Below are 11882 nucleotides of genomic sequence, written 5' to 3'. Positions count from 1 at the left end.
TTACACCCCCGTATATTCGTTTTTTCGGCAGACGTATTCTTTGCTGAGGGATACGGCAGCTTCATAGCCGCCCTTTTGATATGCTTTTGTCAAGTCGCTTCCCACTCCGACCGCGACCGCTCCGGCAGAAAGCCAGTCATTCATGCTGTTTAATGAGATACCCCCGGTCGGCATAATGCGGACATTCGGCAGAGGGCCGCTGACCGACTTGATAAATGAAGGGTCAAACGAATTAGCGGGGAACAGCTTTACCACATCACATCCGGCTTCGAGCGCCAAAGCCATATCAGACACGCTCATGCATCCCGGAAGATACGGTACGCTGTACTGGTTGCATAGAGATGCTATCTCTTTTACAAAATGAGAGCTGACGATAAATGAGGCGCCTGATAAAATGGCGTGTCTCGCTGTTTCTGTATCCATTACAGAACCGGCTCCAAGAAGAATATCTTGATGCCGGAGTTCCTTAAAGACATCTTCCACTTCAGGAGTTGTGTATGTAAGCTCAATGGCGCTGATGCCTCCTGAAATGGCCGCTTGTGCAACTTCAAGCGCCTCTTGGCTGTTTTGTCCCCTTATGACAGCCACCACTTGTGCATGCAGAAGTTTTTCGTAAATGGCGTACTTAGGCAGCATTCTCGCTCCTCCTTTAATCAAACGTAATGATTGCTTTTCCCACCTTGCCCGGGTGCTGTTCGATCAACTGAAATGCTTGATGGACGTCATCTGCTGAAAATGTATGTGTAATAAGACCGCCATGCGTTAACAGGCCTTTATTCAGTAAGTCTGTAATGTACGGAAACTGATTCGTCTGCAATCTTGAACCGGTGATCGTGACTTCCTTTTTTGTGATCGGAAGCTGAGAAATGCCGGCAGTCCTCTCATCAAAACCTAGCACAACCACATGACCGGCCGGAGACACCGCGTCAATGGACGTTTCAAACGTTGAGGGGAGACAGACAGCATCAATGACGACATTGGCGCCTTCATTTTTTGTCCATTCGTTCACCCGTAAAACGGGATCTTCTTTTTGCGCGTTGACGGTAACGTCCGCACCGTTTTTTTCAGCGAATGCCAAGCGTTCATCATTCAAGTCGGTTATCATGACGGAAGCGCCTTTGAACTTTGCCATTTTTAATATGCAGATTCCGATTGGTCCCGCTCCTTGAATCAAAACGGTATCTTCCTTCTCGACACGGCCTCTCCAAACGGCCTGGGCGCCGATCGTATATGGTTCTGCCATGACCGCTTCCTCCCAGGGCAGATCGGGCGAAACAGCATGCAGCTGCTTTTCCGGAAGCACGATATATTCCCGCATCCCGCCATCTTCATGAACGCCGAACACCGAAAGCGCTTTGCAGACGTTCGGACGTCCTTTCCGGCAGGCATAGCATGTTCCGCAATAAGATATCGGTTCAATCACTACCCGGTCACCCGGCTTGAAACGCCGGACATGAGAACCGGTCTTTGCGACTTCCCCTGTGACTTCATGTCCGATTACTCTCGGCAGGGAAGCTAACGGATTTGTCCCATGATAAATATGCAAATCTGATCCGCAAATTCCGACCCGCTTCACCTTGACAAGAACATCATCCGCGTGGACAACAGACGGTTTCTCACATTCCGTCACCATCAGATCAAATGCTTTCCGTACTTGAACCGCTTTCATTTTTTCACCCGCTTTTTAAGTTGTGCTTGCTACCGTTCAATCACAGTCTCTTTGTTTACAAATGACAGAACCTCTTCTAGGCAGGGAAGCCCTTCATTGTCACCGGAAACTGTGGTGACGAGCGCACCGACTGCATTTGCAAACTCCAGACGTTTTTCCGGTTCAAAACCATGCAGATAACTGTACAGGTAGCCGGCATTAAAGCCGTCACCCGCTCCTACCGTGTCAACAGGCGCAACCGGGAAAGCCTCTTTGTGAACCCACTTATGATCATGATACAGCCCAGAACCTGCTTCACCGTCTTTTATGACAAGCTGACTGATTGAATAGCTCTCTGCAAACCGGGCTAATGCTTCATTTTCTCCTATACCTGTCAGCTGTTTCATTTCGTCCCGCCCCGCCAGAAGAATATCAGTATGCGGAAAGATTTGATGAAATGCCGCACGCGCCTCCTCAATCGTCCACAGCTTCAGCCTGATATTCGGATCAAAAGATACGGGAATCTTTCTTGCTTTGGCGATGGAAAGCACCCTTTCAGCAATTTCAAGGTTTTTCTTATCAAGCGCGAGGAACACACCGGTAAGATGAACGATGTGAATGCCGTCAAACATATTCTCTGTTATATCTTCCGGTGCAAGAGTCAGAATTGGTGAATTGAAACGATAATAAAACGTCTTGCCTGAACCGTCATTTCTGATCTCTTTGACATTTAAAGATGTAGGAAAACCTTCAACAAAGGAGACGTCAGTCACATCAATTCCTTCTCCTTTGGCAAACTGATAAATCACTCTGCCGAACTCATCCTTCCCCAGTCTGCTGACCCACTTTGAGTGCAGGTTCAATCTGGCGCATGCAATCGCAAAATTCAGTTCAGCTCCTCCTGCTTTTCGTTCAAAATGGGTAACAAAACGCAAAGGTCCTGTGCTTGCGGGATTTAAGGTGATCATCGCATCACCGATCGTAAAAATGCCATAATCAGAAGCCACATCAATACTCCTTTCCTTTAAGACTAAATCGGTTTGGTAAACCGGTTTAGTTAAACTTTATATGAAAGCACTTACATACACAAGAGAAAAATACAATAAATTCAAAAAAATCTGTTTTCAGTAAAAATAACCCGCTTTTTCACATAAAAAACCCCTCACAACAAAATGTAAGGGGTTTTTTTGAAAATTGTATGCATGTTTCCTCAGTTAGCAGTCTTACGTTCAGGGCTTGTACCTTCTTCTTCCGCCCATGTTTCAATATGCTGGAGCTCCGGGGTATTCTCGGCTTTGAATACAGGATCAAGACCTTTTTTGCGCTGAGCGGCATAATCCTTATAGATCTTGTAGGCTACATTACTCAGGAGTAAGATTGCCACTAAGTTAATGAGAGCCAAGAGTCCCATAAACAAGTTTGCCATGTCCCAGACGATCTGGAAGTCAGCCAAACATCCGTATACCACCATCACTACGACGAATACGCGGTAAATATTAAGCCATGTTTTGCTTGTTTTAATAAATTCGATATTCGTTTCACCATAGTAATAGTTGCCGACGACTGAGCTGAATGCGAATAAAAACATCGCAATCGCAATAAATGTCGGCGCCCATCCGCCGAGATGGTGCTGCAGTGCGGCTTGCGTCACTTGGATGCCGTCGCCTTTAGGCGTAAAGCTGTACAATAAAATGATAAAAGCAGTCGATGTACAAACGATAAACGTATCAAAGAACACGCCGAGGGTCTGAATTAATCCCTGCTTAGCCGGATGCGACACATGTGCAGCTGCTGCGGCATTCGGCGCGCTTCCCATTCCCGCTTCGTTTGAAAACAGGCCGCGCTGCGCTCCGATAATAATGATGCTTCCTAAGCTTCCGCCGACGATCTGCTCAAAACCGAAAGCATTTTTCACAATCGTAACAAGCAGCTCAGGTACCGCCGAGATATTTACAATCACGACATACAGCGCGATCAGAATATACATTCCCGCCATAACCGGAACGATTAATTGCGAGACGGAAACAACACGCTTCAGACCGCCGAATATAATGAAAGCCGTTAATACAGCTAAAATGATTGCGATAACTGTTTTATTCACATGGAACGCTTCGTCAAACGCCACAGAAATCGTATTTGACTGCACGGCGTTAAAGATAAGTCCGAAAGAAACGGTAATCAATACGGCGAATAAAATACCGAGCCAGCGGGCGCCCAGACCCTTTGCCATGTAATATGCCGGACCGCCGCGGAATTCGTCACCGGAACGCACTTTATACAGCTGCGCCAAAGTGCTTTCCACAAAGCTGGAAGCCATACCGACAATCGCTACGATCCACATCCAAAATACTGCGCCGGGACCGCCTGTTGCAATCGCCAGCGCGACACCGGTCAAGTTTCCGGTTCCGACACGAGAAGCGGCTGAGATAAAGAATGCCTGCATTGAAGACACTCCTTTATTTCCTTGCGGCTTCTCCCCGACGATTCTGAACATTTCAAAAAAGTACTGGAATTGAATAAAGCGAAAACGGAACGTAAAGTACAATCCGATCCCGACTAAAATATAAACAAGATACTTCCAAATAAAATCATTTGGAACATTTATGATTTCACTGATGAAAGCCTCCATGTTTAACCTCCCTTTTACATATCTTTTACTGTCACTTTTGCTGCATATGTTAGATCTTTTAACACAACGGGTATTATTATATCACAACAACAGTGGTTGAGAAGTTTTTTTAAGAAAATGTTTCGGTTTCTTCATCACATCTTTTGCTGTCATGCCCCGTTTTTTATCTTACAGCCCTAAAAATGTTGTCACGTCATAAGGAATGCGTGCATATCATAACAAATAGGTCTTTAAGAAAAAAGAGATGAAAAGATGGATGGAATGGTATATACTTAACCAGGATAATAATTTTTTAAATTTAATAAATGTGTTTACTTTACATTTAAATTAGGGTATTATAATAAAAATATTCAGACTTATGAAGGGAGGAGAACATTTGAAAAAAATCTTGTTTTTAAAAGCTTCTATTTTATTTTTAGCGATTGCAAGCTTTCATTTGCTCTCCATTCCCCATGCGTTTGATACCGCTCATCATTTTAAAGCGGTAGCCGACCAGCAGGAAATGCACGAAATGAAGGCCGGCCAAAATGCTGATGATGAGAAAAAATCGCTGACGGGCTCATATATCTTGACGGCGCTTTTTGCCGCTTCTGTCTCACTGATCGTGATATCAGACAGGAGACGCCCCGCTTCCCGGAGAAGACAGCGAAAGAAAAGCTTTTTAATCGCTAAATTTTATCAGTCCTCGTATTTCGATGAGCTTCATGTTCAACATCGCCTATCTATGTAACATAAAATGAGGAGGTTGTTAAACATGTTGTTTATCTTACGAATGGTGATTTTAGGGTTGTTTTCATTCACTGCATTGAATTTATTTGTATGGCAGGGAATCGAAGTCATTCACGCTATCACTGACTTATTCGGCAGCCATGAAAGCTAAATAGTAAAACCTCCGCTCAATGAGCGGAGGTTTTTTATTTTAATTTTACTCTTAAACATCGTATGCAGGGATACGCCATACATCTGTTACCGGCCCTGTCTCATCTTCATCGGTAAAGAAGGAGCCGTTGCTGTATCGGTCATTCGCCCGCAAGGACTTCACGGCGATTTCGATTCTCTCGCCTTTTTCTGTTTCCGCAGCGATCATGTCGGCTAAAGCGCACGCGAATACGCCGACTGCCCGATGCGGGTTCTTTTTAAGCTCACGCAGCATGATGACACCGCGTTTCGCCCTGGATGTTTTTTCGAATTCAGATAGGTTCATCCGTTTGATCGCTCCCCGCTGTGTGACGAGGACGAGCGAATCTGTTTCATACAGAATTTGCCCTGATACGACGGTATCACCGTCTTTTAAATTTATGCCCTTTACGCCGGCCGCACGGGCACCGACTACATTTACTTCATCTTCACCGAACCATAAACCGTACCCGAGGCGGGTGGCGATAAACAGCTGGCTGCCGCCGTCTGTGACATGAACATCAATCAGCTCATCATCCCCTTTAAGGTTAAGGGCAACAAGCGCTTTCGAGTAACGCTGCGCTTTGTAATGCGTCATTTCAGTTCTTTTCACCATGCCGTTTTTCGTCATGAACAATAAATATGAAGATGGATCAAATTCTTTTACCGGTATAGCTTTCACGATGGTTTCATCACGGTCAATCGTGATGATGTTCGTTACGTGCTGCCCCATGTCTTTCCACCTGATATCGGGAAGCTGGTGAACCGGACAATAAACATAGCTTCCCTTATTGGTAAAGAGCAGGAGAACATCCGTTGTATTCATTTCAAATTGGTGAATCAGTCTGTCAGTATCCTTCATACCGAAATCCTGGCCGTTAGAAGCGGCAAATGACCGCTGGCTTGTTCGTTTTACATAGCCGTCTTTTGTGACTGTCACATATACGTCCTCAGAGGCAACCATGACTTCAAGATTGATCTTAATTTCCTCAATCTTTTCTTCAATGACAGACCGTCTGCTGTCAGCATAGGTCTTTTTCAATTTTTTCAGGCTGCTTGTAATGACTTTTAACAGCTTTTTATCATGACTTAAAATGGCTTCGAGCTCCTGAATTTTCTTGCTGAGCTCTTCCGCTTCCTCTTTTAGCGCCGTAATATCCGTGTTTGTCAGACGATACAGCTGCAAGGATACGATCGCTTCGGCCTGCGGCTCCGTAAATGCGAATTTAGAAATTAAGTTTTGTTTCGCATCTTTCTTGTCGCTGCTTGCCCGGATGACCGCTATGACCTCATCTAACACAGACAGCGCCTTCATCAGTCCTTCAACGATGTGATGCCGCTCTTTTGCTTTTTGTAATTCAAAGACGGAGCGGTTTGTCACCACTTCCTTCTGATGGGAAATATACGCATCCAGGATGGCCGTAAGACTCATCAGCATCGGCCGGCGGTTATGTATGGCGACCATATTAAAGTTATATGTTGTCTGCAGATCAGTGTTTTTATATAAGAAATTCAGGATGCCTTTTGCATCGGCTTCTTTCTTTAACTCAACGACCACCCGAAGCCCCGTGCGGTCAGTTTCATCCCTGACTTCAGAAATGCCTTCGACTTTTTTGTCTATGCGGTATTCGTCCATTTTCTTAACGAGATTGGCTTTGTTTACTTCAAACGGAATTTCTGTAATGACGATCTGCTCCCGTCCGCCTCTTACGGATTCCACTTCAGCCTTGCCGCGGATAATAATTTTGCCTTTACCGGTTTCATAAGCCTTCCGAATGCCGTCGACTCCTTGAATAATGCCTCCTGTCGGAAAGTCAGGCCCTTTAATCACCTGCATCAAGTCATCGACGGTGCAATCCGGAGATTCAATCCGTTTAATGACGGCATCAATGACTTCACCCAGATGATGAGGGGGAATATCAGTCGCATAGCCCGCTGAAATCCCGGTTGATCCGTTGACAAGCAAGTTAGGGAACATGGCGGGCAAAACAACCGGCTCTTTACTGGTGTCATCAAAGTTCGGAACGAATTCAACCGTATTTTTATCAATATCACGCAAAAGCTCTGACGCGATAGAAGATAATCTCGCTTCCGTATAACGCATGGCAGCCGGCGGATCACCGTCAATGCTTCCGTTATTGCCGTGCATCTCAATCAGCACATTCCGCACTTTCCAATCCTGGCTCATCCGCACCATCGCTTCATAAACGGAGCTGTCACCGTGCGGATGATAATTACCGATAACGTTTCCGACCGTTTTCGCCGCTTTACGGAAATTTTTATCGAATGTATTTCCGTCTGCGTGCATGGCGTATAAAATTCTCCGCTGCACCGGCTTTAAACCGTCACGAGCGTCGGGCAGCGCCCTGTCTTGAATAATGTATTTACTGTAGCGTCCGAAACGGTCGCCGATTACTTCTTCTAACGGTAAATCATGAAATAATTCTGGCTGTGCCACTATTAAACCTCCTCAGCGACCGACAAGTTTTCATTTTCCAAAATATTGCTTTCCTCATCTAATCCGAAGGCAACATTCTTTTCAATCCATTTTCTTCTCGGTTCTACTTTGTCTCCCATTAATGTCGTTACACGGCGCTCTACCCGTGCCGCATCGTCGATTTTGACTCTGACGAGCGTTCGCGACTCGGGATTCATCGTCGTTTCCCAGAGCTGGTCTGCGTTCATTTCTCCCAGACCTTTATAGCGCTGGATGGTATACCCTTTACCGACTTTCTTTAAAACGCCGTCCATTTCTTCGTCGGACCAAGCATATTCAATAATCTCTTTCTTGCCGCTTCCTTTGCTCACTTTGTAAAGAGGCGGAAGGGCGATGAAGACTTTTCCGTGCTCGATTAAAGGTTTCATATAGCGGTAGAAAAACGTTAACAGCAAGACTTGAATGTGCGCGCCGTCGGTATCTGCGTCCGTCATGATGATGATCTTGTCATAGTTGATGTCGTCTATATCAAAATCTGCGCCGACTCCTCCGCCGATCGCATGAATAATCGTATTGATTTCTTCATTTTTGAAGATGTCTGCAAGCTTTGCTTTCTCTGTGTTGATGACCTTTCCGCGAAGGGGCAGCACGGCTTGGAATTTCCGGTCTCTTCCCTGTTTTGCAGAACCTCCCGCAGAGTCTCCCTCCACAAGATACAATTCATTCTTCGCCGGATTTCTGGAACCGGCCGGTGTGAGTTTTCCGCTCAGCGTCGCTTCTGATTTTTTGCGCTTTTTGCCGCTTCTCGCTTCTTCTCTCGCTTTACGGGCCGCTTCACGGGCCTGGCTTGCTTTAATCGCTTTTTTGACAAGCAGGGTTGCCGTATCGCGGTTTTCTTCCAAGAAATAAGCAAGATTCTCGGAAATGACGGCATCCGCGGCGGATCTCGCCTCACTTGTGCCGAGCTTCCCTTTCGTCTGGCCTTCAAATTGCAGCAGTTCCTCCGGGATACGGACGGAAATGATTGCGGACAAACCTTCCCTGATATCGGCGCCTTCAAGGTTCTTGTCTTTCTCTTTTAAAAGGGCGACCTTTCGCGCATACTCGTTAAACGCTCTTGTCATTGCAGTTTTGGCTCCTGATTCGTGGGTGCCGCCGTCCTTTGTTCTGACGTTATTAACGAATGACAGCATATTTTCTGAATACCCGTCATTAAACTGAAATGCGAAATCGACTTCAATATCATGATGCTCGCCTTCAAAGGACACCACTTCGCATAAAGCGTCTTTTTCCTCGTTTAAATAAGCGACAAATGCTTCAATTCCGTTCTCATAATAAAATACTTCTTTTACGCCGTTCCGTTCATCAATTAATTCTATTTTCAAACCTTTTAACAAGAAAGCCGATTCGCGCAGACGTTCTGACAGCGTGTCAAAATTATAAACCGTTGCGCTGAACATTGACGGATCAGGTTTAAAATGGGTAAGCGTTCCCGTTTTTTTGGTCGTTCCGATTTTTTCAAGTGAAGTCACGGGCTTGCCGCCGTTTTCAAACCGCTGTTTATAAACATATCCGTCACGCTCAATAGTAACTGTCAGCCACTCCGATAATGCGTTTACGACAGATGCGCCGACACCATGCAGACCGCCGCTTGTTTTATAGCCGCCCTGTCCGAATTTCCCCCCGGCATGCAGCACGGTGAAAATAACTTCCGGCGTCGGCTTTCCGAGCTTATGCATCCCGGTCGGCATTCCGCGTCCTCTGTCCTGTACAGAGATGCTGTTGTCCTTATGTATCGTTACGATAATATGATCTCCGTAGCCGGCAAGAACTTCATCGACGGAATTGTCGACGATCTCATATACCAGATGGTGCAGGCCGCGTGCGTCCGTCGAACCGATGTACATTCCCGGTCGTTTTCTGACGGCTTCCAGGCCTTCAAGCACCTGTATGGCATCTTCGTTGTAATCAAATTGCTGTTTTCTAGCCAAACGTACAAACCCCTTTCAAAAAACCTGCTCTTAATCATTCTCTTTTTTAAATGTTTTCATGTCTTTGTTTTTCAGTATGCGCAAGCTTCGGTCCAATTCTCCTCGGACTCACAATTATAACCAATATGCTTGATTTCGCAACATATTTAAGCGAATGGCTCGTTTTTTTAGGCCGCAAGACATACATTCGAACGGCTTTTCATCTTTTTGGTGCCCTTTTCGGCAGATAAGAACATGAGTTCGCTTTCTATTATATAGCTTTATGCCGGCCATCGCAAACAGACTGCAAACCCCTGTATAAAGGGGTTTCTAAAAAAGCTGTTCATGCTTTATTGTATCTGTTTCATCATCATACGCAAAGAGTATTCTTTCAATAAAAAAGCAAAAACCCCTGATTTGCCAAGGATTTTTGCCTTTTTTGTTCCTATTTTATAACAGCGCGGGCGACTTTTATACATAAATCCATAACAGCCGTCCGTCCTTTGTCTGTAATCATGCGATACGCTTCTTCATTTGCAAGGCCCTGCTGCGCCCAAAAAACGGGAGCGTCCGTCTGTAAAAATTCTTCAGCAACGCCGGGAAGCTGCTCAGAGCGTCTGAACACATTCACGATATCAATCGGCCCCTCCACGTCTTTTAACGAAGCAACGGCTTTAACGCCAAGCGCCTCATCAATCGTTGGGTTGACGGGAATAATTTCATATCCTTCATCCTGCATCGCTTTGGAAACCATGTAAGAAGTCCGGTCGGGACGGTCTGACAGCCCGACGACTGCGATCCGTTTGCTCCGGTCCAGAATTTCTTTAATCTCTGATTTTGAAGGATTTTGCATCTTTACCATCTCCTTTTGATATATTGTACATGACCGCTTCGCCGGAATCAAAAAAAGCGCTTTGTCAGCTTAATTCTCAAAAAACTTGTCATCAGACGGTAACAACTCGTGTTAAAATAGAGTGAAGGGACATTGAAAAGGAGAAATGTAGATGTTGATTGCTTTATTGATTATTTTGGCCTATGTAATAGGCAGCATCCCGTCAGGTTTAGTCGTAGGCAAACTTGCGAAAGGGATCGATATTAGAGAACACGGAAGCGGCAATTTGGGCGCTACAAATGCTTTTCGCACGCTTGGCGTTAAAGCGGGATCGGTCGTCGTCGCAGCCGATATTTTAAAAGGCACCCTGGCCGCGGCGCTCCCATATTTACTGCACGTCCCCATTCATCCTCTTCTCGCAGGGGTGGCAGCAGTGATCGGCCATGTATTCCCGGTGTTCGCAAAGTTTAAAGGAGGCAAAGCCGTAGCCACATCAGGGGGCGTCCTGCTGTTTTATGCTCCGCTGTTATTCGTTACGATGGTGGCAGTATTTTTCGTATTTTTATTCCTTACGAAATTTGTTTCTCTGTCTTCAATGTTAACAGGGATTTATACGATTATTTACTGTCTGTTTGTAAAAGACCCTTATTTATTAATCGTAGTGACGCTCTTGACCGCGTTTGTTATCTACAGACACAGGGCAAACATCAAACGGATTATAAACAAAACAGAACCGAAGATCAAATGGTTTTGATGAAACTTCAATTTTGACATCAAAATGCCATATGCGTTTATAATAGAGATAATTTCTTTATATGAGAAACAAAAAGGGAGTGTTCCGGATGAACATGAAAGTAACGAAAGGCGCGCTGGATTGGTACAAAGAAGAGCTCGATCTGGAAACAGGCGACCATGTCCGTTTCTTTGTCCGTTACGGGGGATGCAGCAACGTTCAGAAAGGCTTTTCTCTCGGCATTTTAAAAGACCGGCCGATGAACATCGGCACCAGCACGGAAGTTGAAGGCATTACCTTTTTTATTGAAGAAAGCGACTTATGGTACTTTGATAATCACGATTTGTCAGTCACATATTCAGATCAGGCAGAAGAGCCGGTATTTGATTACGTGTAAAAAAAGAACGCAGCGGATGCGTTCTTTTTTTACAGCCTGAACCTTTTGAGATGATCAGTCAGACGTTCTTTTTCTAATATGCTTCTTTGCGTTTCTCCGAGCAGGTCAAAGTGGGGAAATTCATTTTTATGGTGAATCCACTCCGGCTTCAGCCCGTACTCCGCTCCCCATCTGATCAGTTTATTGAGATCGCTTGAACCGGCCTTCGTCACGGTCTTAGCCTCCGGAAAGCGGTCGTCCAGCCAGTAATGCGTTAAAAAAGCGATTTTCCCTTCCGATACATCCCGCTTCCATCTTTCCAGTTCCTTACGCGTAATTCCAAATGCCATAACTGCAGCC

12 protein-coding genes are annotated in these 11882 nt (G+C 45.4%); 4 read left to right on the top strand and 8 right to left on the bottom strand.

Annotated elements, in window-relative coordinates:
• The 4 genes from G9F48_RS04750 to G9F48_RS04735 all read right to left on the bottom strand — a co-directional run bounded on the left by G9F48_RS04750 (window position 1) and on the right by G9F48_RS04735 (window position 4277).
• Window positions 1–636: a bifunctional 2-keto-4-hydroxyglutarate aldolase/2-keto-3-deoxy-6-phosphogluconate aldolase gene (locus G9F48_RS04750; protein WP_165409096.1), complete on the bottom strand. Its 636-nt coding sequence runs from the start codon at window positions 634–636 to the stop codon at window positions 1–3.
• A 13-nt stretch (window positions 637–649) separates the two neighbouring features.
• Window positions 650–1669 carry a zinc-binding alcohol dehydrogenase family protein gene (locus tag G9F48_RS04745; RefSeq protein WP_165409095.1) on the bottom strand — a complete coding sequence of 340 codons (1020 nt, stop codon included), beginning with the start codon at window positions 1667–1669 and terminating at the stop codon, window positions 650–652.
• 29 nt (window positions 1670–1698) lie between these two features.
• On the bottom strand, window positions 1699–2655 hold the full coding sequence (locus G9F48_RS04740; RefSeq protein WP_156734979.1) for a sugar kinase: 957 nt from the start codon (window positions 2653–2655) through the stop codon (window positions 1699–1701).
• A gap of 203 nt (window positions 2656–2858) precedes the next feature.
• Entirely contained in the window at window positions 2859–4277 is a 1419-nt protein-coding gene (locus G9F48_RS04735; RefSeq protein ID WP_071391774.1) for an alanine/glycine:cation symporter family protein, read from the bottom strand.
• A gap of 376 nt (window positions 4278–4653) precedes the next feature.
• On the opposite strand from G9F48_RS04735, the gene G9F48_RS04730 reads away from it, so the two are divergent.
• Together G9F48_RS04730 and G9F48_RS19905 are read left to right on the top strand one after the other, a co-directional pair.
• The gene (locus tag G9F48_RS04730; RefSeq protein ID WP_003153956.1) at window positions 4654–5007 is read left to right on the top strand and encodes a hypothetical protein; all 354 of its coding nucleotides are present in this window, start codon (window positions 4654–4656) and stop codon (window positions 5005–5007) included.
• Between the two features lie 24 nt (window positions 5008–5031).
• Entirely contained in the window at window positions 5032–5157 is a 126-nt protein-coding gene (locus G9F48_RS19905; RefSeq protein ID WP_003153957.1) for a hypothetical protein, read from the top strand.
• 51 nt (window positions 5158–5208) lie between these two features.
• Here G9F48_RS19905 and parC read toward each other — a convergent pair whose 3' ends face one another.
• From parC to G9F48_RS04715, 3 genes are all read right to left on the bottom strand, one after another.
• Window positions 5209–7632 (bottom strand): DNA topoisomerase IV subunit A, encoded by a 2424-nt coding sequence (gene parC, locus G9F48_RS04725; RefSeq protein WP_165409094.1) that lies wholly within the window; start codon window positions 7630–7632, stop codon window positions 5209–5211.
• Window positions 7633–7634: 2 nt separating this feature from the next.
• On the bottom strand, window positions 7635–9602 hold the full coding sequence (gene parE, locus G9F48_RS04720; protein ID WP_014305073.1) for a DNA topoisomerase IV subunit B: 1968 nt from the start codon (window positions 9600–9602) through the stop codon (window positions 7635–7637).
• A 424-nt stretch (window positions 9603–10026) separates the two neighbouring features.
• Entirely contained in the window at window positions 10027–10434 is a 408-nt protein-coding gene (locus tag G9F48_RS04715) for a CoA-binding protein (protein ID WP_007410316.1), read from the bottom strand.
• A 151-nt stretch (window positions 10435–10585) separates the two neighbouring features.
• Here G9F48_RS04715 and plsY point away from each other — a divergent pair, with 151 nt between their 5' ends.
• Together plsY and G9F48_RS04705 are read left to right on the top strand one after the other, a co-directional pair.
• Entirely contained in the window at window positions 10586–11167 is a 582-nt protein-coding gene (plsY, locus tag G9F48_RS04710) for a glycerol-3-phosphate 1-O-acyltransferase PlsY (RefSeq protein ID WP_065180807.1), read from the top strand.
• An 88-nt stretch (window positions 11168–11255) separates the two neighbouring features.
• Entirely contained in the window at window positions 11256–11543 is a 288-nt protein-coding gene (locus G9F48_RS04705; RefSeq protein ID WP_007410318.1) for a HesB/YadR/YfhF family protein, read from the top strand.
• Window positions 11544–11572: 29 nt separating this feature from the next.
• Here the strand turns inward: G9F48_RS04705 and G9F48_RS04700 are convergent, their stop codons facing one another.
• On the bottom strand, window positions 11573–11872 hold the full coding sequence (locus tag G9F48_RS04700; protein WP_003153968.1) for a hypothetical protein: 300 nt from the start codon (window positions 11870–11872) through the stop codon (window positions 11573–11575).
• Window positions 11873–11882: the final 10 nt, after the last annotated feature.

The sequence above is a fragment of the Bacillus sp. EKM420B genome (genome assembly GCF_011065565.1).
Lineage (GTDB): Bacteria > Bacillota > Bacilli > Bacillales > Bacillaceae > Bacillus > Bacillus velezensis.
This window is presented reverse-complemented; position numbering and strand designations above follow the sequence as displayed.